We start from the raw sequence: 22,418 nt of genomic DNA, 5'->3' as shown, positions 1-22,418 counted from the left end.
CAAAAGCTTGTAACCAACCTTTTGACAAATTGCTATCATAATTTGAGGGGAGATCTAAAAAATGAGAAAACCAATTATTGCGGGAAACTGGAAGATGAACAAAACGGCGGATGAGGCGACTGCCTTGATTAATGAGCTGAGGCCACTTGTTGCCGATGCCAAAGCGGATGTGGTGGTTTGCACGCCGGCGACAGACCTTGCCGCTGCCGCTGCTGCGGTTCGCGGCTCAAATATCGGTCTTGGCGCACAGAATATGGATTACCACGATTCCGGGGCGTACACAGGCGAAATATCTGCGGATATGCTGCTGAACCTTGGCGTGCAGTATGTAATCATCGGTCACTCCGAGCGCCGCGAGTATTATGCGGAAACAGACGAAACAGTGAATCTGAAGGTGCTGAAGGCGCTTGAAAAAGGCCTCACGCCAATCGTATGCGTTGGAGAAAAGCTCGAAGAGCGTGAAAACGGCGTTACGGCGGAAGTTGTCCGCAAGCAGACAAAGCTCGCGCTCAAAGGCGTAGCGGAAGGCGACGTAGCGAAAGTCGTGGTTGCATATGAACCAATCTGGGCGATCGGCACAGGCAAGACCGCAACGTCGGACGATGCAAACGATACGATCAAAGAAATCCGTGCGGCAATCAAAGAAGTGTTTGGAAACGCTGCGGATGAGGTAAGAATACAATATGGCGGAAGCATGAACCCCAAGAACGCCACAGAGCTCATGGCAATGAGCGATATCGATGGCGGGCTGATTGGCGGCGCTTCGCTCAAAGCGGAGGATTTCTCCAAGGTCGTGAACTACTAAGCAGTTTACGCACACAAAGGGAAGTTCTATCTTGATCAGGAAAAGGTGACATAACATGGCATTTACAGCACTTATTATTATGGATGGTTTTGGCCTCACAAGCAATACGGAGGGCAATGCCATTTATTCAGAGGGAACGCCCAACATCAAAAAGCTGATGGAGGAATATCCAAACACCCAGATCGGCGCAAGCGGACTTTCCGTCGGCCTGCCGGATGGGCAAATGGGGAATTCCGAGGTTGGGCACCTTAATATTGGCGCGGGCAGGATTGTATACCAGGAGCTGACGCGTATTACAAAATCGATTGCGGACGGGGATTTTTTCAGCAAGGAAGAGTTTTTGGAAGCGATCAAAAACGTAAAGGAGCATAATTCCTCGCTGCATCTTATCGGGCTGATTTCAAACGGCGGCGTGCACAGCCACCAGGACCACCTGTATGCGCTTTTAAAACTGGCGAAAGAAAACGGGATTGGAGACCGGACGTATATCCACTGCCTGATGGATGGAAGGGATGTCCCGCCGGACAGCGGCAAGTGCTTTATTGAGGAACTGGAAGCAAAGATCAAAGAAATCGGCGCGGGAAAAATTGCTACGGTTATGGGCCGCTACTACGCGATGGACAGGGATAACCGCTGGGAGCGCGTAAAGCTTGCATATGACGCGATTGTAAAAGGCGAGGGGCTCGATGCGCCTGACGCGGTAAGCGCGATGCAGGATTCCTATGACAAAAAGGAATATGACGAATTCGTAAAGCCAACCGTCATTACGGAAAACGGGGAGCCGGTTGCAAAACTGAAAAAGAATGATTCTGTGATCTTCTTCAATTTCAGGCCGGATCGCGCGCGCGAACTGACGCGCAGCATCATAGACGAGGATTTTGCCGGATTTGAAAGGGAATACTTCCCAACGTATTTCGTGTCCATGACGCAGTACGATAAAACGTTCCGGAATATCCACGTTGCGTATAAGCCGCAGGTGTTGAAAAATACGCTTGGCGAATATTTGGCGCAGCATAAGAAAAAGCAGTTCCGCATCGCGGAAACGGAAAAATATGCCCATGTAACGTTTTTCTTCAACGGCGGCGTAGAGCAGCCAAATGAAGGAGAAGACAGGGTGCTCATTCCATCGCCGAAGGTCGCGACTTACGACCTGCAGCCGGAGATGAGCGCGCCGGAGGTTTGCGAGAAGGCAGTGGGGCTCATCAAATCGCAGCAGTACGATGTGATGATACTGAATTTTGCAAACTGTGACATGGTCGGGCATACGGGCATCTTTGAAGCGGCGGTAAAGGCTGTTGAGGCGGTGGACGAATGCGTGGGTAAAGTCGTGGACGCAATCCTTGGGATTGGCGGCGAGGCGATTATTACGGCAGACCATGGCAATGCGGAGATCATGGTGGATCCGGAAACGGGAGGACCGTTTACGGCGCACAGTACAAATCCTGTGCCCTGCATCCTTGTAAGCAAAAGACATCAGCTTGACAAGCTTCGCGAGGGGGGTATCCTGGCCGATCTTGCGCCAACGATGCTCGACCTGATGGATTTGCCGCAGCCTGTTGAAATGGAAGGGAAATCATTGCTTGAGAAATAGTGGAAAGGCGGAATTGTTCCGCCTTTTTTCTTTCCGGAAAAAATAATTTTTAGGTAGATAAAACAGAACGGATATATTATAATGGTTTTAACTACAAGATATCAAAAATCAAGGAGGTCTTTATCATGATACAACTAATCTATGCGAAAAAAGGCAGCGGGAAGACAAAAAGACTGATCGATCTTGCAAATGCGGAACTGAATTCTACAAAAGGGGACGTCGTTTTTATCGATGATGACAAACGGTATATGTACGACGTAGCGCATCAGGCACGGTTTGTAGACGTCAAGGATTATGGAATTGAATCCGGCGACGCACTTTATGGTATGCTGTGCGGTATGGTGTCGCAGAATTATGATATTGAAGCGGTATACATTGACGCTTTTCTGAAAATAGTAAAAATGGATGTTGCGGAGATTAAAGAACTGATGGACAAAATCGACGCGCTTTCCGAAAAAAATGATTTTAAAGCAGTGATCATCATCAGCGACGATCCGGAGAAGGCTCCTGATTTCTTAAAAGAGCGTATCATCTGAACGTCGTTTTTTATATGACGCGCCACAGGAGGCAAAAGGCCACGGGCGGGCGCGCCGCATAAGATGAAATAGAGAAATTTGCGTTAAGCCGGTCAGTGTTCCGGCTTAAGGCGGACAGCACCGGATGGGGCACGAGGGCTGCGGTTTTCTTATGGTTTTGCAGGAGAAAAAAGTGGCGAAGGTTTGTGCGGGTTTGGATCTGTCCGCTTTTCGCGTTTATTAGTGAAGGAGATAAAAGCTATGCAGGTTTTGAGCACGCGTGGAAAAATGAATGCCATTCCCGCGACACAGGCGGTACTGCAGGGAATCGCGGCGGATGGAGGGCTGTTTGTCCCGCAGGAATTCCCGCAGATCGATTTAAATGAAATGGAAGCCTACGCCGCGCATGAATACGACGTCCTTGCTGCGCGCGTATTGCAGTATTTTTTTGATATTTCAGAGGATAGCCTGAAGGAAATTACGCAGCAGGCCTACGGGACATTTGACGACAGCGTTGTCGTCCCACTGAGGGAGCTTGACGCGTCAAGCTATGTGATGGAGCTTTCGCACGGGCCTACGCTGGCGTTTAAGGATATGGCGCTGCAGGTGTTGCCAAGGCTTATCCGAAAGGCTTTGGAAATTCACCAGCAGGAAGAAAATGTGCTGATCCTGACGGCAACGTCGGGCGATACGGGAAAGGCTGCGCTCGAAGGGTTTAAGGACGTTCCACGCACGGCAATCGAAGTGTTTTATCCGGTAGACGGCGTTGCGGATATGCAGAGGCTGCAGATGGTAACGCAGGAAGGGAGCAATGTCGAGGTCTGTGGAGTCAAAGGCAATTTTGACGATGCGCAGACGGGCGTAAAGGAGCTCTTCGCGAACAGGGAACTGAAAGACATGTTAAAAAAGGCGGGTTACACCTTCTCGTCTGCAAATTCGATCAATTTCGGAAGGCTGATTCCACAGGTGGCATATTATATTTACGCTTATGCAAAGCTTGCGGCGGAAGGAAAAATAAAGAGCGGCGAGAAAATTAATTTTGTCGTGCCAACCGGCAACTTTGGGAATATCCTCGCGGGCTATTATGCAAAACGTATGGGCCTGCCGATTGGAAAGCTGGTTTGCGCGAGCAACTGCAATAACGTGCTCACAGACTTTTTCAACAACAGCGTATACGATGCGAACCGGACATTCCATAAAACAATGTCCCCATCCATGGATATCCTGATATCAAGCAACCTTGAAAGGCTTTTGTTTGAGATGACGGGAAGGGACGAAGCGCAGGTGTGCGCGTGGATGGATGCGCTTAAAACAAACGGAAAGTATGAAATTTCCCCTGAGATGCAGACGAACCTCAAGGAAACATTTTATGCGGATTTTTGCAGCGAGCAGGAAACGGCGCAGGCAATCAGGGATACGTTCCGGCAGTATGGCTATTTAATCGATCCGCATACCGCGGTTGCGCAGTGCGTATGTGGCAAATATCGCAAAATGACGGGCGACGGCACGCTTTGTGTGGTAGTATCCACGGCTAATCCATATAAATTCACGCAGGATGTGCTGGAAAGCGTTTCGGGTGAAAGCGTTGCAGACGCGTTTGAAGCGGCGGCGAGGCTTTCAGAACTTACGGGTACGCCGATTCCGCCACAGATCAGCGAGCTGTGCGAAAAACCGGTGCTTCACAACGGGTGTGTGGAGAAAACAGGGCTTTTTTCCGCAGTCAGCGAGTTTATTCATAAAATGGGGGACTGACCAATGGAAAAAAAGATTATATTCAGCGGGATACAGCCTTCAGGCGACCTGACGCTTGGCAATTACCTTGGAGCCGTTAAAAACTGGGCGGCGCTGCAGGACGAATATAACTGTTATTATTGCGTGGTAGACCTTCATGCGATCACCGTCCGCCAGGATCCGGCAATGCTCAGGAAACGCACGCTCGACGTGATGTCTATCCTGATTGCTTCCGGTATCGATCCGCAGGAGAATACACTGTATATGCAGTCCCATGTCCCCGCGCACGCGGAGCTTGCGTGGATTTTGAACTGCTTTACGTATATGGGCGAGCTTTCGCGCATGACACAGTTCAAGGAAAAGAGCGCAAAAGCAGGGGATAATATCAATGCAGGGTTGTTTACCTATCCAGCGCTGATGGCTGCGGATATTTTGCTGTACCAGGCGAACCTTGTGCCGGTGGGCGTAGACCAGAAGCAGCATCTGGAGCTCACGCGTGATGTTGCGGCGCGCTTTAATCACATTTATGGAGACGTATTTACGATTCCGGAGCCGTATATCCCCAAGGCGGGCGCAAAGATTATGAGCTTGCAGGAGCCGGAAAAGAAAATGTCCAAATCGGACGACAATGAAAATGCGTTTATCGCGCTGCTCGATGCGCCGGAGGTCATCGCGCGCAAGATGAAACGCGCCGTGACGGATTCGGACGGAGAGATTCGTTTTTCGGAGGATAAACCGGGCGTTTCCAACCTGCTCACCATCTATTCCGCGATTACAGGGAAATCGATAGCGGACTGTGAAAAAGAATTTGCAGGACAGGGTTACGGAACCTTGAAACAAACCGTTACGGACGCGGTCATTTCTGAGCTTGAGCCGCTGCAAAAGAGGTATCAGCAGATTCGTACGGATAAAGCTTTCCTCGAAAAAGTTATGACGGAGAATGCGCAGAAGGCTGCCTATGCCGCGAGGAAAACGCTTTCCAAGGTACAGAAAAAAATCGGCCTTGCGCCAAAAAAACTGTAAGATTGTGAACAAACTCTTAAAAATGCGCTTGCCTTCAAGGAAAACAGCGCATTTTTTTTATGAAAAGTGGAAACGGGCGTACTTTGATGATATAATAACTCTATGTTTGGATATATTGTGCCACAGGTGAGCGAGCTCAAAGTACGTGAATACGAGCTGTACCGTGCGTACTACTGCGGCTTGTGCAAAATGCTGAAACAGGAATATAAAAAGAACGCAGTGCTGAATTATGACAGCGTTTTTTTATATCTGCTTGCCGACGGACTGCGCGAAGAACAGGGAACGGTGGAGCCGTGTAAATGCGCGTTTCATCCGGTCAAAAAGCGCAGCGCAGTCATTACGCCCGCCGCGTCGTATGCGGCCGACGTTAATATCCTGATGGCATATTTCCAGATAGAGGACAACCTGCGGGACGGCAAAAAGGGAATGCGCCTTACGAAGGCGCTGTTTAAAAAAGCGTTTGATAAGGCTGCGTGCCGTAGACGCGGTATGGTCGATGTGGCGCGCAAAACGATTGACGAGCTTTGTGTGCTTGAAAAGGAAAGGTCTGCAAATACAGACGCGGTTGCGGATTCTTATGCGCGGCTTTTAGGGACTGTGTTTCAGGATGCAGATGTGCTGCAGTCGCATATTCTTTATGACCTTGGTTACAGCATTGGCAGATGGGTTTATCTCATTGATGCGGTGGAAGACTGTCAGAAGGATGAAAAGAGCGGCAATTACAACGTCTACCTGAACAAATATGGCAAACTGGATCGGGCTGCAAAGGAACAAATTCGTACGAGCCTTTTTTATACGCTGGCGCAGGCTGCGCAGGAGCTTGGAAGGCTTGAATTAAAGCGAAACAGGGAAATCCTGCAAAACATTATTTATCTGGGGCTTCGGACGCAAACGGAAGCCGTGCTTGAAAACGGCTGCAGGATGGTTGCGCCGGTTGAATGAAAAAATAGAACAACCAAAGGAAACAATATGAATCCATATGAGGTGCTCGGCGTTTCTGAAAACGCCACGGAAGCGGAAATCAAAGCCGCATACCGGAAACTGGTTAAAAAATATCATCCGGACAGGTTCGCAAACGATCCGGAAAAGCAGGCTGCGGCAAGCGAAAAGCTCAAGCAGATTAACGCTGCTTACGATATGGTCACAAAGATTAAGCAGGGGAATTACAGCTACAATTCCAACTCGCCTGAGTTCGCGTCTATCCGCATGTCGATCCAGAGGGGAGACCTCGTGACGGCAGAGGCAATGCTGAACCGTATGAAAGAACGCCCGGCAGAGTGGCATTTTTTGATGGGCATCGTGCTCATGCGGCGCGGTTGGTATGACGGGGCGGCGGAGCATTTTAATATTGCGTATCAAATGGAGCCGACCAACCATGAGTACGAGCAGGCGATGCGCGCGATGTCGCAGACGACTGGAATGTATATGGACTTTGGAGATAACGAGGGTTCGGACGGTTCCAGGCGCATGATGGGAATCTGCACCACGTGCCTGTGTGTGGGCTGCATTGGCAGCAGCCTTTGCTTCCGGCCGATGCTGTGCTGTATTTGATAAGGGATAGGTTATGGTAAAATATATCAAGGGACGTGCAAACAAAACCACCAGGACAAACAGGCCCGGCATGGTCGCCATGTTCGCGTCGTTGACATTGCTCTTCGTATACCTGGCAAATATCCTGCCCGTGGGGCGGATTACGCTTTATTTTGTGGCGTCTGTATTTATTATGGGCATTATGATGGAACGGATGCTTGTTCCCGCTATCGTAGTGGTCATTTCAGTTCTGATTCTCGGATTTTTGATGGTGCCGGTCAAAACGGGTATGCTGCCATACCTGTTCTTCTTTGGGCACTATGGGATTTTTAAATATTTTATCGACGGAGACCGGCGCGGAGCCAGCGCTACTGTGGCAAAACTGGTTTACTTCAATATTGGCGCGGTACTGATTTATTTCCAGACCGGCGGATGGATGACGGAGCAATTTCCGTTTCAGGTTCCGTGGTGGGCGCTGCTCATTGCGGCAGAGTTTATCTTCCTGCTTTACGACTGGATTTTTACCAAGGTGGCTGGCTGGTATTATGGCACGCTGCGTAACCGGCTGGTCAGTACCGGAAAGTTTTAGCGCCGAATACCGTGATGGACATTCAAAAGTTATAAAACCCTGAAATACAAGGAGAAATTTTATGGAAGCAGCTTATGAGGTAGTTGCGTACGCATTGCGGTATTGGTTTATTGCGGCAGTGCTTGTGATACTCATTGCCGTGATCTACATTTCGTATAAGGAATACCAGCAAAAAAAATTCGTTATGAGCGAAATCAGCCAGTTCGGCGGTTATGCCAAGATCATCGGCGGCCCTGAGGAATTTATTGGCGACAGGTTTGGCCTGCGCGCGGAAAATACAATCGGCAGCGGCGCAAGCTGCGATATTGTATTGCCCGACAGGACCGTCGCTGCAACGCACGCGGTTATTTTTCAGGATGGCGACGACTACTATTTGAAGCCGATTGACAAAGCGCCTACCAAAATCAATGGACGGCTTGCAATCAACACGCACAAGCTCAAGACCGGCGACGCAATGTCGTTTGGGGATGTGCAAATGCGCATCTATTTCAAGAGGACGAGGATAGGAAATGATAATTAGAAGATACGGCGCGGGAATTATGCTCGCGTTCATGATATTGTTTTTGTTATCAGGTATGTTCCTGCTTGCGTTTGCGGGCGGAACGTTTGATATGCAGGCGGTGATCCTTGGCTGCGTTTTTGCAGTGTTTATCATCATACAGTACAATGTCCTGCGCAAGATATTCAAGCACCTTGAGCGCTTCACCCTGTTGATCGCAGATTTTTTGTGTATTATCAGCATTGTGATTTTGTACCGGATCAACCCGGAAACGGCAAGCAAGCAGTTTATCTGGATATTGATTGGCAACGTGTGCATGATCGTGGCAATGCTGGTGATAAAAAAGGCGCGTGATTTTGGGAAAATCAATTATGTTTTCATGGCGCTCGCAGTGGGGATGCTTGGCATTACATTTATTTTTGCCACGGCTACCAACGGCGCTAAAAACTGGATCGATATCGGGACGTTCCGGTTCCAGCCCAGCGAATTTGTAAAAATACTGTTCCTGATCGTGAGCGCGTATTTCCTTGCCTCCCGTACCAGAAAACGCGATATGTGGCCCTATTTCCTGTTTACGATTGCCTGTGTCGGGTGCCTTGTGCTTTCAAGGGACCTTGGCGCGGCGCTTCTCTTTTCCGGAACCTTCCTGATTGTGTTTTACGCGGCGACTGGGAGTGTGGGCATTACGCTTGGGGCGACGGCTGCATTTGCGGGCGGCGCATTCCTCTCCTATAAAATGTTCGCGCATGTCAGGACGCGCGTTGAGGTCTGGCAGGATCCATGGGCGACCTATGATGGGAAAGGTTACCAAATTGTGCAGGGGCTTCTTGCAATCGCGAGCGGCGGACTTCTTGGAAGCGGTCTCGGGCTGGGAATGCCGGACGTCATTCCTGCGAAGACGACGGACTATATTTTCGCCTCGATTGCAGAAGAGTTCGGCATCATCGTAGCGATCAGTATTATCGCGCTTTATCTTGTGTTTATTATTCGCGGTATCCTGATTGCAATGGATGCGCGAACAAAATTCGATAAACTGCTGGTGTTTGGAGCAACGGTTATGCTTTCCCTGCAAAGCTTTATCATTATCGGCGGGGTAATTAAGCTGATACCGCTTACCGGTATTACGATGCCTTTTGTAAGCTATGGCGGAAGCTCTATGCTTGCCTGCATGATGCAGCTTGGCATCATCGAGGGCGTTGCGCTCAAAAACGGTGAGTATGAAGAAGCGGAGCTTGCCGAGATGGGAGGCGGCGTGGAATGAAAAAAAAGGTAAACATCAAAAAGAATATGCGTGCAATGCTGGCGGTGTTTTGCTGCCTGTTCGTCCTGCTCGGCTCGTATCTCCTGTATTCCACAGTCGCATATGGCGACCAGTGGTTTACCACGCCGTTCAATCCGCGGATTTCAGCAACGAAAAATATTGAGAATGCAGGCTCGATCTACGACAGGAACGGCATCCCGCTTGCATATACCCAGAACGGGGAACGTAAATACGCGGAAGGCGAAGATATGCGCCGGGCGGTCAGCCATATCGTAGGAGATATTTACGGAAAGTCACAGGGGGCGGAAACCTTCTTTGCCAAATATTTGTATGGCTACGACCAAAATGTACTGGATAAATACAAAAGTGCGCAGAGCGGCCAAAAGGGCGGAGACGTGTATCTTACAATCGACGCGGACCTGTGCGAATATATTTACGACAATATGAATTCAGATCCGGGCGCTGTGGTGCTGATGAACTATGAAACGGGAGAAATCCTTGGCAGCGTCAGCAAGCCGACGTTTGATCCGTATACCGCCAAGGATGATACGGACGAAACCGGCGCGAAATTTATCAACCGCGTTACGCAGGGGTTATACCCGCCGGGCTCCACAATGAAAATTGTGACAGCTGCTGCTGCGATCGAAAATGGCGTGACCGGCCTTGAAATAGACTGTACGGGCAGCGACATCATCGAAGGCCAGAAAATAACCTGCCCCAAAAAAGGCGGCCATGGGCACGTGGATCTTGAAAGCGCGTTTGAAAAATCCTGCAATATCTATTTTGGGAAGCTGGCTGTGGAGCTTGGGGACGATGCAATGCTTAAAACAGCGGATCAGTTTGCGTTTAACTATAACTTCAAATTCCCGGATTTCACTCTGTATAACAGCCAATTTGTCGTGTCGGGCAATAAGGGGGACCTTGCGTGGGCGGGGATTGGACAGTATAAAGACCTCATCACACCCATGCACAATATGATGATTTCTGCGGGCGTTGCGAACGGCGGCACGATCATGCAGCCCAATACGCTCAAGGACGTGAAGTACGGCGGGACAAGCTCCTTTAGCTATACGCCGACTGCATTTCGTGAGATCATGCCGCAGGATGTGTCGGCACAGCTCACGGAGTACATGCGAAACACCGTGACGAGCGGTACGGCGACGAGTGCGGATATTGGCGGCCTGACGGTTTGCGGAAAAACGGGAACTGCGGAGTACGTGGACCAGGATACGGGCGAAACCAAAAACCATTCGTGGTTCGTCGGCTTCCTCGAGGATTCCGCACATCCGCTCGCAATCGCAGTGATTGGCGAGGGCGCGGGCTTCGGTTCGTCGTACGCGACTCCCCTTGCGGGCAAGATTCTGGAAAAAGCAGTGGATATGGGATATTAAAATTGACGCGCCCGGAGTGCCGGTTCCTGCCGTAATTGACGGGGATGTTGCTCTTTGGGCGCGTTTTGGAATTTTGATCTTCTCTTCCAATGGGAAGGGAATGGAGTTATGATATAAGCATGGAATTATCGGAAAAGCTGAAAAAGAGAATAAAAAATCTGCCGCAAACGCCGGGCGTATATATCATGCGCGACAAGGACGGAAAGGTGATCTACGTCGGCAAGGCGTTGGTGCTGAAAAATCGTGTCAGCTCGTATTTTCGTAAGGAAGCGCAAAAGTATGCGAAGGTTGCGGCGATGGTTTCGCATATTGACGACTTTGAGTATATTATTACGGATACCGAGCTTGAAGCGCTCATTTTGGAGTGTAACCTGATCAAAAAATACCGCCCGTACTATAATATCATGCTGAAGGACGATAAGCATTTTCCGTATGTGCGTGTGGACCTGAACGAACCTTTTCCGCGCGTTACTGTGGTGCGCAGCGTCAAGGACGACGGAGCGAAGTATTACGGGCCGTTTATTGCAGCACACGTAATTCGCGATGTGCTTGACCAGGTTTACCGGCTTTATCCTCTTCGCAGTTGCAACAACGATATACCGCGCATGATCGCAAGGGGGGAGCGCCCCTGCCTTAATTATGAGATGGGCCGGTGCATAGGGCCTTGTACGGGAAAGGTTTCCAAAGAGGAATACGACGAGCTTGTAAAAGAGGTAATCGGCGTGGTTTCCGGCAGCAATTCCAAAATCCGCAAGGAATTGGTCCGCAAAATGAATGAAGCGTCTGAAAATATGAATTTTGAACAGGCTGCGCTCATGAGAGACAGGATTGCCCTCATCGACCGCATCCGTGAAAAGCAACGCGCCGGATTTCCAAACCTTGACGACAAAGATGTATTTGCTGTGGAGAAGGGATTGAAAACAGCGGTGGTACAGGCATTTTTGTTCCGGGACGGAAAGCTTCTCTATGCGCAGAAATACTATTTCGATTATGACGGGGAGCCGCTTTCAGAGATTATGGGCCAGTTTATACAGCAATATTACGCGGAGAAGAGTGGAATCCCAAAGCATATTTATGTGCTGCCGCGTCCTGACGGCAGCGACCTCCTGATGGAGTGGCTGTCTGAAAAGCGCGGATCCAGGGTGGAAATCAGGGAAGCTGTGCGCGGGGACAACCGCAAGCTTGTGGAGCTTGCAAGAAAGAATGCAAGTGATGCAATTAAGATCAAAGAGGGGATGCAGGCGCAGCGTGAAGCGGCGGCGGGGAACCTTGCAAAAGCCCTTGGCATCGATGCGGAGTTAAAGCGCATCGAGTGCTACGACATTTCCAATACACAGGGGACAAACAATGTCGCGTCCATGGTGGTATTTACCGATGGAAAGCCGGACAGGAAAAAATACAGGCAGTTCAAAATCAAGGGATTCGAAGGCGCGAACGACTTTGCCTCATTGAATGAAACACTCGAACGCCGGCTTGTTCGTGGGCTTCGTGGAGACGAAAGCTTTCTCCCAATGCCGGATCTCATTATTATCGATGGCGGAAAGGGACAACTTCACGCTGCAAGAGATGCGCTTTTTTCGCTGGGCTGCGAGGACATACCCATTGTGAGCCTTGCCAAAAAGCAGGAAGAAATTTTTGTGCCGGGAAAAGAGGAAAGTATTCTTCTTAAGGTGGGCAGCCCGGAATTCCGGCTTGTGACAGGGATTCGTGACGAAGCGCACCGGTTTGCGATAACCTTTCACCGCAAGCTGCGCGAGAAACGCCATCACACGGGCGAGCTTGATCAGATCGAAGGAATTGGCGATACACGCAAGCGTATGCTGCTGAAGTTTTTTGGCAGCGTGAAGCGCGTCAGGGAGGCTTCCCTGGAAGAACTCAAAACGGTGAAAGGCCTGCCGGATCACGTTGCGGAAAAGGTTTACGAGCATTTTCATGGAGACAGCGCATCATAAACAAAAAAAGCCTGCACGGCTGTGCAAGCTTTTTACTGCGATTGTGTTTTATTCGCCAAAGCCGTTTTCTACAAGCTCGGCAAGCGCCTCTACAGAGTCCTTTTCATCGCTGCCGTTTGCGAACACATAAATAGACTCGCCCTTCTTAACACCCAGGGACAAAAGCCCCATAATGCTTTTGGCATTGATCTTTTTGTTGGAAAACTCAATCAGGATTTGTGAATCAAATTGATTTGCAACCTGCACAAAACTGGCTGCCGCCTTTGCTTTCAGTCCATCGTCGTTTGTAATCACAAGTTCTTTGTAAATCATTTTAAATCCTCCCTTTATGTTCATGGCGAGTGTGTATTATTATTGGTATTTAATGCGGTTTCTCAAATGGCTGCGCGAGCAACACCTGCAAGAAACCCGCTATGCAGCAAACGTTTTCATGCGCACAACGTGCGCTACGATTTGTTCATATGCTGTAAATCCAATGCGATGGCATTGAGCTTACGCAGGCGATGATTCATGCCTGATTTGGTTGTGCCTCCAAGCTCGCACAACTCCGACAGGGTAGCCTCAGGATACTCAAGGCGAAGCTCTGCCGCCTCGCGAAGCGTATCGCTCAGGTTTTCAAGACCGATTTCTTTTTCAATCCTGCGGATGCTCTCAAGCTGTGCCATTGCTGCGTTAACGGTTTTATTGATATTCGCCGTCTCGCAATTTACAGCCCGGTTGACATTATTACGCATCTCCTTTAACACACGCACATTTTCAAAGTTTAAAACTGCGGAATATGCACCGATCAGCGCCAATAGGTTTGAAATACTGTCACCTTCATTTAAGTATACCACAAAACTCTGCTTGCGGTGAATAATTTTTGCCCTGATTTCGTTTTTCAGCAGGATGCTGTAAAGCACCTGTGCAAAGGCTTCGGAACCTGCAACAAACTCCGCATGGTAATTTTTTTTCGGATTTGAAACCGTACCGCCTCCAAGGAATGCGCCGCGCAAAATCGCTGTGGCGCAGCATTCTTTTTCTGTCATTTCCCGAGGGGGAACCGCATCTGTGAGAAGGTTTCCTTCAAGCCCCAGGATTGAAAGCAAAAGCGTCGCGTTTTTGACTACAATCGTATAGCTGTGCTTTTTTTTCAGAAGGTTTTCCTTGATCTCGATGTCTGCATCCATTTTTAAGACGCGGGTTATCGTGTCAAAAATACGTTTTGCAACCGTCATGTTTTCCGTATTGTATTTGATGCTCACGCCGCCGGAATGAATACTGAGGTTTCCGCAAATCAGGGTAAATGCACAAAGCTCAGCGATGATACAGCAATCCCTTTCCTCGGCAAGCGTGCATATTTCGTCCTTGGCGGTTGAAGAAAAAGACATACAAAGCTCCTCCGCTCAGCAGTTTTTTTCGAGCGTCAGGTCGCGGTGCTCAAGCGTCACGCGCATTCCCGCATCCTGAAAACGCCGGAAAAGCTCTTCGGCAACAGCCACGCTGCGGTGCATCCCGCCCGTGCAGCCAATGCCGATCACAAGCTGGTTTTTGTCCTCGCTCACGAAACAGGGAGCCAGAGTATCCACTATTTTGACAAGCTCAGCCAGAAAGAACTGCGTCTGGTCGAAAGAAAGCACAAAATCGCGCACATCCTCGTCGAGGCCGGAATGTTTGCGCATTCCTTCCACATAAAACGGATTTTCGATAAAACGCATATCAAATACCATGTCCGCGTCAAGCGGAATGCCGCGTTTATAGCCAAATGAGATAATCGAAATCAGCAAACGGTTGTCCGTATCGCCGGAGTACATGGTATCGATCATCTTGCGGAGCTTCATTACATTGTAGGAAGAAGTATCGATCACATGGTTTGCAATATCCTTAAGGCCCTGCAACTGTCGGCGTTCCATATGGATTCCCGAAAGGATTTCACCGCTGCCCGATACCGGATGCTTTCTGCGAACCTCCTTGAAACGCTTTACAAGGACGGCGTCCGAAGCGTCCAGAAACAGGATGTCAAGATCGAGGTCCATTGTTTTGAGCTCGTCGATGGTCGTATAGATGGAATCAAAGAAATCGCCCATACGCGCATCCACCGTCACGGCGACTTTATCACGTATATGCGTATTGCTCATACACAGCCGTGCAAAATCAGGAATCAGCTCAGGCATGAGGTTGTCTACGCAATAGTAGTTGAGATCCTCCAACCGCCGAAGAGCGGAAGACCTGCCCGCGCCCGATAAACCTGTTACGATTGTAAATTTCATATGTCTTCCTCCGCGCTGCCACGCGCCTGTCATTCTGTCGTTTGCCGCAAGACGGCTTTTATTGCTTCGCGTTGATAATCTGTTCCGCCTTCAGGCCTGCTTCTTCCGCCTTCCTGAGCGCGGGGAGAAAATCGCCCACGCGACCGGGAGAATGTGCGTCGCTGCCCACTGAGAATTTTACGCCCAGATCAGCGCATTGCCGGAGCTCTTCCGTTGTGAACTCAGGATGCTTTGCATTGATTTCCAGCACGACATTTTTTTCCGCCGCGTGCCGCGCGACCTTCAGGATATCGACTGGAAGCCCATAACCAATATGGACAATAATGTCGATATTGGTTTTATCCATCGCATTTAAATATGCCTGCGTATTGCGCTCCAGGGCACGTTCGCTCTTTGTTTTGAATAGAAGCATATGCAACCTGTCCGCAACCGTCTTATAACGCACCAGCTTGTGGTAGCCCATCAGCTTTACGTCAAACGAGTCCGCGTATTCCGGCGGCAGGTCGATATCGCCCTGTGCGGAAAGCAGGTTCAGTTCAACGCCTGCCAAAACGTCGATATCACTTTTGTATTTCTTGCGCATCGCGTCGATGTCGCGCAAATATGCGTCTACGTCTTTGATGTTGTAATACGAATGCAGCGGACCGTGGTCGCTGATCACGATCTGCTGTAGCCCCGCGGAAATCGCGGCCTTTACGTTGTCCTCCACCGTGCCCGTCCCGTGGCTGTGAACGGTGTGCGTGTGCATATCTGCAATGATTTCTATCATAGCTAAAATTTACCCAATAGCCTGACTTCCGGCTCCATGATGACTCCCGTACGTTCCTCTACAGTATGTTTCACGTACAGGATCAGCTCGTAAATATCGCGGGAAGAGGCGTCCTTTGCGTTAATAATAAACCCTGCGTGCTTTTCTGAAACCTGTGCACCGCCTATCATATAGCCCTTTAAACCGCATTTTTCGATGAGCGTCCCCGCAAAATTTCCTTTTGGGCGTTTGAAGGTGCTGCCCGCGCTTGGATATTCAAGCGGCTGCTTTTCCCGCCGGCGGGCGTTAAAACCGTTCATCTTCGAGAGGGAAGCCTCCGGATCGCCGTCAGGAAGGGTAAACGCCGCGCCGAGCACGACATGGTTTTTTTCGAAAATAACGCTGTGGCGATAACCAAACTGCATATCTGCGGCAGGAATATCGATTATTTCGAATTCCGGAGTGAGCACGCGCGCGCTGGTAAAAAAGTCCCTGATCTCGCCGTCGTACGCGCCTGCGTTCATACATACCGCCCCGCCCACGCAGCCGGGAATACCGCCTGCAAATTCAAGCCCTGCAAGTCCGGCGCGAATAGCCTCCATACAAAGGAGCTTCAGGTGCGCGCCTGATTGCGCAAAAATCCTGTTCCGCTCGATTGTAATTGCGTCAAAGCGGTCAGCAAGCTTTACCACGGCGCCTTGCAGCCCCTCGTCAGAGACGAGAAGATTGGAACCGCGGCCAATCACAACGAAGGGAATCCCTTCCTGCCGCAGGTCGTAAAGGACGCCCGCCACTTCCTCTTCCGTATGGGGAAGCAGCATGAGCTCCACAGGGCCGCCGGTTTTAAAGGTCGTATGTGCGGCCATCGGCTCATCCCGCCGCACACCCTCCCCGCCAAGGAAGGAGACAAATTTTGCAATAAGTTTATCCGAAATCATGACTGGGCAATCACATCCATTATATTTTGCGCGAGCCATTCGCCGCCGCCCTGACCAATGCTCTTCAGGCGGAAGTTCATCGCTGCGACCTCCATAACGATTGCAAGGTTGCGCCCGGGGCGTACCGGAAGCGTGATCTGCGGCACCTTGATGCCAAGCAGCGTAATGTGGTTATCCGCTGTTCCAAGGCGGTCTATGTCGCGCACATCGCCCGGTTCGAGGTGAATGGACAACGTGATCGATTTTTCGCGTACGACAGAGCCCATACCATACAGTACGGAAACGTCGATGATGCCAAGCCCCCTGATTTCCATCATATGCCGTATGATGTCAGGAGATTGCCCGATCAGCGTATCGTCGGAAAGCTTGTGGATTTCCACAACGTCGTCCGCGACGAACCTGTGCCCGCGTTTTACAAGCTCGAGCGCAGTCTCGCTTTTGCCGACGCCGCTGTCGCCGGTGATAAACATGCCGACTCCGTAAACATCCATAAGCCCCCCGTGGCGGGAAATAACCGGCGCAAGGATCGCATCGAGGTAGATCGCCGTTTTGTGGCTCAGTTTGGTGGTGGTGAGTCCGGACATCAGCACCGGAACGTCATACTTTCGTGCAAGCTCCAAAAATTCATCAGGAGGCGTGAGGTTCCTTCCAATCAGCACGCAGGGTATTGCCTGCGAAAAAAAGCGGTCCAGCCGCTGCATACGTGTCTCGTGGTCAAGGGTTTGCAAATACGTGATTTCCGCCATGCCGAAAAGCTGTACGCGGTTCACTGCAAAATATTCAAAAAAGCCGCTCATCTGCAGGCCGGGACGGTTGAGGTCGCTTGAATCGATCTCCGCTGTATCCCGCGTTCCCATATACACGATATTAAGATTGATCGCCTTTGCTAAATCTTCGATCTTAATGACACGTTTCATTTTGTGTCAACCTCCAAAATAAATTTTTGAATCGCTTTTGCAACGCCGTCATCCTCGCAGGACGCGGCGATATAATCGGCAGCTTCTTTGCAGGCCGGGGTTGCATTTTCCACCGCGACGCCGAGCCCCGCGTATTTGATCATGCTTTCATCGATTTCGCTGTCTCCAAGCGCCATCAGCTCCTCACGCTCCAGCCCCAGCTTCTTTGCGAGAAACTCGAGCGCGCTTCCCTTGGTGGCCTGCGGATTCAGCACCTCGAGAAAATAATTCTGGGATTTTTTGATCAGCATTTCAGGAAACATCGCTTCAAGCTCGACGCGGTGAAGCTCGAGGTTTTCGTTGCTGTCAATGATGAGGACCTTTGCCGCAAGGATCGGATCCATGTCCATCAGTCCGGGAGTCTCGATGCCGGTGTACTCGCAAATCCTCTCGTAATAATCGGATTGCTCGTTATGCTTCAGGTAATGGAACCCGTCATCCATATAAACCTGGAAATGAACGCCCTTGTCCGCTGCCCATTGCATTGCCTGCCGGGTAACGACAGGAGAGAGATAGGTTGAAAAAACGACCTTCCCATCCGGATCCACAACCTGTGCGCCGCCGCAGGCGATAGCATAGTCGTTGATGCCGATCTTTTTCTTGAAAGGCGCGACGCCCGGATAGGCGCGGCCTGAGGCAAGCACGATCTGCACGCCTTTTTCATGCGCCGCGGTAATCGCGTCCATATTTGCCCGCGAAATGCGTTTTTCAGAATCAAGCAGGGTGTCGTCAAGATCAAGAGCAATCAGTTTATAAGCCATAAATATAGTTTGTCCTTCCTTTTTTAAAAATTATTCAATAACTTAATTATACAGTATCAGTACATAATTTGAAAGCGTAAAATCCAGATGCGGAAGGCGCCAGATTGACGCGGAAAAAATTGTGAGCGGCGCGAAACGCCTGCATTTGCATGCAAAGGAGGAACCAGCCGGAGGGAAGGGTGGGCAGACGTGAAAAACGTTTTGCCGGCGGCACAAAAATTCACAGGATTTTTGCACAATTTTGTATGCCGTCATGCTATAATATGGAAAAGGCGGTTTTTTGTTTTATGATTGATTTTACACATTTGCATACGCATACGGAATATAGCCTTCTTGACGGCGCAGGGCGCATTGGAGACCTTGTGAACCGCGCGAAGGAGCTTGGGATGGATGCGCTTTCCATTACCGACCACGGCGTCATGTACGGCGTGATGGATTTTTATACGGCGGCCAAAAAAGCGGGGATTAAACCGATCATCGGCTGCGAAGTATACGTGGCGCCGGGCAGCAGGTTTGAGAAGAATTCCATGGCGCGGGAGTATGCGCACCTCATATTGCTTTGTAAGGATATGACGGGTTATAAAAACCTGATGAAGCTCGTTTCGGCAGGCTCCCTGGAAGGCTTTTACTATAAGCCGCGTATCGATTACGATCTTTTGAAGGCGCATACCCAGGGGCTTGTCTGCCTTTCCGCATGCCTTGCGGGAGATGTGCAGCGCCTGCTTGTTCAGAATGATTATAACGGCGCGAAGCAAATGGCGGAAAAGCTCCACGCTATGTTTGGCGAAGATTTTTATCTCGAGCTGCAGGATCACGGTATTCCGGAACAGCAGCGCATCAACCCGCTTTTGCTCAAGCTTGCCGACGAGACGGGGATTAAGGTTGTGGCAACCAACGACGTGCACTATGTCAATCAAGAGGACGCTTACGCGCAGGAAGTATTGATGTGCATCCAGACGGTTACGACCATAGACCAGCCCAGTAAAATGGCCTTCGCAACCGAAGAATTTTACCTCAAATCGCCAAAGGAAATGCAAAAGCTGTTTTCCTATATCCCGGAGGCGCTCTCCAATACGCGTGAAGTTGTCGATAAATGTAATCTGGAGTTTGAGTTTGGAAGCAACCACCTGCCTGAGTTTCAGGTGCCGGAGGGCTATACCAATTTTGAATATTTAAAGCATCTTGCGCAGGAAGGGCTTAAAAAGCACTACCCGGATGCGGACGGGGATACGGTTCAGCGCTTTGATTACGAGCTTAATACGATCAATGATATGGGCTTTACGGATTATTTCCTGATCGTATGGGATTTTGTGAATTTTGCCAAGGAAAGCGGTATTATGGTAGGGCCGGGCCGTGGCAGCGCGGCGGGCAGTATAGTCGCCTACTGCCTTGGCATTACCAATATCGATCCGATTGAGTTTAACCTGCTCTTTGAGAGGTTTCTCAACCCGGAGCGCATCAGTATGCCGGATATCGATATTGACTTCTGCTATGAACGCAGGCAGGAGGTTATCGACTACGTGACGGAAAAATACGGCGAGGAGCGTGTCGCGCAAATCATCACCTTCGGTACAATGGGCGCACGTCTTGTGATCAGAGATGTTGCGCGCGTGATGAACATCAGCATCGCGGATGCGGACAAATGGGCCAAGATGGTGCCGTTTGAACTGAAAATGACGATCGATAAGGCGCTTGACCAGAATGCGCGCCTCAAGGCGGAATACGAAAATAATCCCGACGCCAAAAAGGTGATCGACATCGCCCGTAAGCTGGAGGGAATGCCGCGCCATGCGTCCACGCACGCCGCAGGCGTGGTGATTGCCGACGCGCCCATAACGGATTATGTGCCGCTGCAAAAGAACCCCAAAGATGAAAATGTGATGACGCAGTACACCATGAAAAAGCTGGAGAGCATGGGGCTTTTGAAAATGGATTTTCTTGGGCTGCGTACCCTCACAGTGCTTCGCGACGCGGTGCAGATGATCAGTGAGAACCATGGAATCGATATTGAAATCGACCGTATCGATTTTCATGACAAAGAGGTGTATGACCTGATTTCATCAGGGGAAACGCTGGGTATGTTCCAGCTTGAAAGCGGCGGGATGCGCCGGCTGATGCAGGATTTGAAGCCGGAGAACCTCAATGACATCATGGTGGGAATATCCCTCTTCCGTCCGGGGCCGATGGAGAGCATACCGGAATACATCCGCAGCAAGCGCGATGCGAAGAATGTGCACTATATGCACCCGATGCTCGAACCGATTTTGAACGATACCTACGGCTGTATGGTCTATCAGGAGCAGATCATGCGGATCGTAAGGGATGTGGCGGGATACTCTATGGCAAGAAGCGATCTTGTGCGCCGCGCCATGAGTAAGAAGCAGCACGATGTACTGGAAGAAGAACGCCGTATCTTTATCCATGGCGAGGAAAAGGATGGAAAAGTAGTCGTTGACGGCGCCATCCGCCGCGGTATGGACGAAAAAACCGCGACTGCATTGTTTGACCAGATGATGGCGTTTGCCAATTACGCGTTCAATAAATCGCACGCGTGCGCTTACGCGGTGGTGGCCTACCAGACGGCCTACCTCAAGTGCCATTATCCGGTGGAGTTTATGACAGCCCTGCTCAACAGCTTTATCGCCAGTAAGCAGAAGCTCGCGGAATATATCCAGAATTTAAAAACGGCGGGAGTTAAAATACTGCCGCCCGATGTGAACCAGTCGCAGATGCGCTTCACGACGGAGGACGGAGGCATCCGGTTTGGCCTGTCGGCGATCTCCTACGTAGGCGAGGCGATTGACGAGGTAATTACCCGCAGGGGGAACGGCTATCAGGATTTCACGGATTTTGTGGACAAAAACGTGGATGTGCTCAATAAAAAGCGGCTGGAAAGCCTGATACTTTCAGGCTGCTTTGATTGCTTTGGATACAGGCGTTCCCAGCTTGCCGCAGTGTATGAGCAGGTGCTTTCGGATGCTGCACAGCTCAGGAAGCGCCAGGCGAGCGGGCAGGTCTCCCTGTTTGACAGCATGGAAGGGGAGTTTGCGCCGCTATCGGTGCAGCTGCCGGATATTCCAGAATTTGAGGAGTCCCAAAAGCTTTCGTACGAAAAGGAAATGACAGGCCTTTACATCAGCGGACATCCACTCGACGGACTTGCGGGGGTACTGGGCGCGCGTCCGCTTTCGATTGGCGATATCATGCAGACGGCGGACGATGAAATGACCATGTATGAATACGACGGCAAGCAGGTAGAGCTTCTTGGCATTGTCACGAGTCTTCGCGTGCGGCCTACCAGGCAGAAAAAGATGATGGCAAACCTCGTGCTGGAAGACCTGACGGCGCAGATTAATGTGATCGCCTTTCCGAATGCCTTTTCGGCTGCGGAAGCGTTTTTGGAGACAGACGCGATTGTAACGGTCAGCGGAAAGATTACGGTAAGCACGCAAAGCGGGATCGAGCTGCTTGCGGAGCGTATTGCGAAATATGTACCGGACGATCTGTTTTTCACAGGCAAGCAGATGTATGTAAAACTCGCTTTGGATAAGGACTGCGACGTGGACGGGATGATGCGCATCATGGGCAGGTATCCCGGCGGAAGCAGCGTGGTCGTTTATGTGGAAAAGACAGGGCAGAAATATAAGCTGTGCGGTACGCGCAGCGTATCCTACCAGGCAAAACTTGTGGAAGAACTGCAAAATTATCTCGGCAAGGAAAACGTGGTGGTAAAATAGCGGCCGTATCCGTGAATCTTTGTGATTTATATTGTGTTTTCGCAAAAGGTTTGTTAAAATAAATACTGATATGTATTTTGGGGGAATCGCAGTAAATGCGGTCTTATGATCAATAATAGAAAGTTTAAATAAATGGTGGTTG

20 protein-coding genes are annotated in these 22,418 nt (G+C 50.2%); 13 read left to right on the top strand and 7 right to left on the bottom strand.

Annotated features, from left to right (window positions below):
• Positions 1-61: 61 nt before the first annotated feature.
• The 12 genes from tpiA (at position 62) to uvrC (ending at position 12,887) form a co-directional block, all read left to right on the top strand.
• Positions 62-805 (top strand): triose-phosphate isomerase, encoded by a 744-nt coding sequence (gene tpiA / locus CHK_RS04420; RefSeq protein WP_046442806.1) that lies wholly within the window; start codon positions 62-64, stop codon positions 803-805.
• A 55-nt stretch (positions 806-860) separates the two neighbouring features.
• A complete protein-coding gene (gene gpmI / locus CHK_RS04415) occupies positions 861-2,396 on the top strand; it encodes a 2,3-bisphosphoglycerate-independent phosphoglycerate mutase (RefSeq protein ID WP_046442805.1) in 1,536 nt (511 codons plus the stop codon).
• A gap of 125 nt (positions 2,397-2,521) precedes the next feature.
• A complete protein-coding gene (locus CHK_RS04410) occupies positions 2,522-2,932 on the top strand; it encodes a hypothetical protein (RefSeq protein ID WP_046442804.1) in 411 nt (136 codons plus the stop codon).
• Between the two features lie 240 nt (positions 2,933-3,172).
• Positions 3,173-4,663: a threonine synthase gene (thrC, locus tag CHK_RS04405; RefSeq protein WP_046442803.1), complete on the top strand. Its 1,491-nt coding sequence runs from the start codon at positions 3,173-3,175 to the stop codon at positions 4,661-4,663.
• Between the two features lie 3 nt (positions 4,664-4,666).
• Entirely contained in the window at positions 4,667-5,665 is a 999-nt protein-coding gene (trpS, locus tag CHK_RS04400) for a tryptophan--tRNA ligase (protein WP_046442802.1), read from the top strand.
• 102 nt (positions 5,666-5,767) lie between these two features.
• Complete coding sequence (locus CHK_RS04395) at positions 5,768-6,607, top strand: DUF5685 family protein (protein ID WP_046442801.1); 840 nt, start codon at positions 5,768-5,770, stop codon at positions 6,605-6,607.
• A 27-nt stretch (positions 6,608-6,634) separates the two neighbouring features.
• Entirely contained in the window at positions 6,635-7,216 is a 582-nt protein-coding gene (locus tag CHK_RS04390; protein WP_052740314.1) for a J domain-containing protein, read from the top strand.
• Between the two features lie 13 nt (positions 7,217-7,229).
• On the top strand, positions 7,230-7,784 hold the full coding sequence (locus tag CHK_RS04385; protein WP_046442800.1) for a hypothetical protein: 555 nt from the start codon (positions 7,230-7,232) through the stop codon (positions 7,782-7,784).
• A 61-nt stretch (positions 7,785-7,845) separates the two neighbouring features.
• Positions 7,846-8,304: an FHA domain-containing protein gene (locus CHK_RS04380; RefSeq protein ID WP_046442799.1), complete on the top strand. Its 459-nt coding sequence runs from the start codon at positions 7,846-7,848 to the stop codon at positions 8,302-8,304.
• Positions 8,294-9,544 carry an FtsW/RodA/SpoVE family cell cycle protein gene (locus tag CHK_RS04375; RefSeq protein ID WP_052740312.1) on the top strand — a complete coding sequence of 417 codons (1,251 nt, stop codon included), beginning with the start codon at positions 8,294-8,296 and terminating at the stop codon, positions 9,542-9,544. Before CHK_RS04380 ends, CHK_RS04375 begins: the two co-directional genes overlap by 11 nt.
• The gene (locus CHK_RS04370; RefSeq protein ID WP_046442798.1) at positions 9,541-10,935 is read left to right on the top strand and encodes a peptidoglycan D,D-transpeptidase FtsI family protein; all 1,395 of its coding nucleotides are present in this window, start codon (positions 9,541-9,543) and stop codon (positions 10,933-10,935) included. Before CHK_RS04375 ends, CHK_RS04370 begins: the two co-directional genes overlap by 4 nt.
• Positions 10,936-11,054: 119 nt before the next feature.
• Positions 11,055-12,887 (top strand): excinuclease ABC subunit UvrC, encoded by a 1,833-nt coding sequence (uvrC, locus tag CHK_RS04365; protein ID WP_046442797.1) that lies wholly within the window; start codon positions 11,055-11,057, stop codon positions 12,885-12,887.
• Between the two features lie 48 nt (positions 12,888-12,935).
• Here the strand turns inward: uvrC and CHK_RS04360 are convergent, their stop codons facing one another.
• From CHK_RS04360 to CHK_RS04330, 7 genes are all read right to left on the bottom strand, one after another.
• On the bottom strand, positions 12,936-13,199 hold the full coding sequence (locus CHK_RS04360) for an HPr family phosphocarrier protein (protein WP_046442796.1): 264 nt from the start codon (positions 13,197-13,199) through the stop codon (positions 12,936-12,938).
• A 134-nt stretch (positions 13,200-13,333) separates the two neighbouring features.
• Positions 13,334-14,257, bottom strand: coding sequence for a DNA-binding protein WhiA (whiA, locus tag CHK_RS04355; protein ID WP_046442795.1), 924 nt, complete (start codon positions 14,255-14,257; stop codon positions 13,334-13,336).
• A gap of 15 nt (positions 14,258-14,272) precedes the next feature.
• Positions 14,273-15,136 carry an RNase adapter RapZ gene (gene rapZ, locus CHK_RS04350; protein WP_046442794.1) on the bottom strand — a complete coding sequence of 288 codons (864 nt, stop codon included), beginning with the start codon at positions 15,134-15,136 and terminating at the stop codon, positions 14,273-14,275.
• A 58-nt stretch (positions 15,137-15,194) separates the two neighbouring features.
• A complete protein-coding gene (locus CHK_RS04345; RefSeq protein ID WP_052740311.1) occupies positions 15,195-15,905 on the bottom strand; it encodes a PHP domain-containing protein in 711 nt (236 codons plus the stop codon).
• 2 nt (positions 15,906-15,907) lie between these two features.
• Positions 15,908-16,861 carry a UDP-N-acetylmuramate dehydrogenase gene (gene murB / locus CHK_RS04340; RefSeq protein ID WP_235843840.1) on the bottom strand — a complete coding sequence of 318 codons (954 nt, stop codon included), beginning with the start codon at positions 16,859-16,861 and terminating at the stop codon, positions 15,908-15,910.
• Positions 16,819-17,739, bottom strand: coding sequence for an HPr(Ser) kinase/phosphatase (hprK, locus tag CHK_RS04335; RefSeq protein WP_046442792.1), 921 nt, complete (start codon positions 17,737-17,739; stop codon positions 16,819-16,821). The genes murB and hprK overlap by 43 nt, the downstream gene beginning before the upstream one ends.
• A complete protein-coding gene (locus CHK_RS04330; RefSeq protein ID WP_046442791.1) occupies positions 17,736-18,539 on the bottom strand; it encodes a Cof-type HAD-IIB family hydrolase in 804 nt (267 codons plus the stop codon). Before CHK_RS04330 ends, hprK begins: the two co-directional genes overlap by 4 nt.
• 287 nt (positions 18,540-18,826) lie before the next feature.
• On the opposite strand from CHK_RS04330, the gene CHK_RS04325 reads away from it, so the two are divergent.
• Positions 18,827-22,276, top strand: a complete 3,450-nt coding sequence (locus CHK_RS04325) for a DNA polymerase III subunit alpha (RefSeq protein WP_046442858.1) — start codon at positions 18,827-18,829, stop codon at positions 22,274-22,276.
• Positions 22,277-22,418 lie beyond the last annotated feature (142 nt).

It is taken from the genome of Christensenella hongkongensis, from assembly GCF_000981035.1.
GTDB classification, from domain to species: Bacteria; Bacillota; Clostridia; order Christensenellales; family Christensenellaceae; genus Christensenella; species Christensenella hongkongensis.
The sequence above is the reverse complement of the archived record's forward strand: the minus strand, read 5'-3'. Positions and strand labels throughout refer to the sequence as shown.

Excerpts from the sequence above, each read along its gene's own strand:
- gpmI (WP_046442805.1), top strand. The coding sequence starts at position 861 with ATGGCATTTACAGCACTTATTATTATGGATGGTTTTGGCCTCACAAGC.
- CHK_RS04380 (WP_046442799.1), top strand. The coding sequence starts at position 7,846 with ATGGAAGCAGCTTATGAGGTAGTTGCGTACGCATTGCGGTATTGGTTT.
- CHK_RS04385 (WP_046442800.1), top strand. The coding sequence starts at position 7,230 with ATGGTAAAATATATCAAGGGACGTGCAAACAAAACCACCAGGACAAAC.
- CHK_RS04390 (WP_052740314.1), top strand. The coding sequence starts at position 6,635 with ATGAATCCATATGAGGTGCTCGGCGTTTCTGAAAACGCCACGGAAGCG.
- CHK_RS04360 (WP_046442796.1), bottom strand. The coding sequence starts at position 13,199 with ATGATTTACAAAGAACTTGTGATTACAAACGACGATGGACTGAAAGCA.
- tpiA (WP_046442806.1), top strand. The coding sequence starts at position 62 with ATGAGAAAACCAATTATTGCGGGAAACTGGAAGATGAACAAAACGGCG.
- rapZ (WP_046442794.1), bottom strand. The coding sequence starts at position 15,136 with ATGAAATTTACAATCGTAACAGGTTTATCGGGCGCGGGCAGGTCTTCC.
- CHK_RS04410 (WP_046442804.1), top strand. The coding sequence starts at position 2,522 with ATGATACAACTAATCTATGCGAAAAAAGGCAGCGGGAAGACAAAAAGA.
- trpS (WP_046442802.1), top strand. The coding sequence starts at position 4,667 with ATGGAAAAAAAGATTATATTCAGCGGGATACAGCCTTCAGGCGACCTG.
- murB (WP_235843840.1), bottom strand. The coding sequence starts at position 16,861 with ATGGCTCGCGCAAAATATAATGGATGTGATTGCCCAGTCATGATTTCG.
- CHK_RS04375 (WP_052740312.1), top strand. The coding sequence starts at position 8,294 with ATGATAATTAGAAGATACGGCGCGGGAATTATGCTCGCGTTCATGATA.
- CHK_RS04370 (WP_046442798.1), top strand. The coding sequence starts at position 9,541 with ATGAAAAAAAAGGTAAACATCAAAAAGAATATGCGTGCAATGCTGGCG.
- CHK_RS04395 (WP_046442801.1), top strand. The coding sequence starts at position 5,768 with ATGTTTGGATATATTGTGCCACAGGTGAGCGAGCTCAAAGTACGTGAA.
- CHK_RS04325 (WP_046442858.1), top strand. The coding sequence starts at position 18,827 with ATGATTGATTTTACACATTTGCATACGCATACGGAATATAGCCTTCTT.
- CHK_RS04330 (WP_046442791.1), bottom strand. The coding sequence starts at position 18,539 with ATGGCTTATAAACTGATTGCTCTTGATCTTGACGACACCCTGCTTGAT.
- uvrC (WP_046442797.1), top strand. The coding sequence starts at position 11,055 with ATGGAATTATCGGAAAAGCTGAAAAAGAGAATAAAAAATCTGCCGCAA.
- CHK_RS04345 (WP_052740311.1), bottom strand. The coding sequence starts at position 15,905 with ATGATAGAAATCATTGCAGATATGCACACGCACACCGTTCACAGCCAC.
- thrC (WP_046442803.1), top strand. The coding sequence starts at position 3,173 with ATGCAGGTTTTGAGCACGCGTGGAAAAATGAATGCCATTCCCGCGACA.
- whiA (WP_046442795.1), bottom strand. The coding sequence starts at position 14,257 with ATGTCTTTTTCTTCAACCGCCAAGGACGAAATATGCACGCTTGCCGAG.
- hprK (WP_046442792.1), bottom strand. The coding sequence starts at position 17,739 with ATGAAACGTGTCATTAAGATCGAAGATTTAGCAAAGGCGATCAATCTT.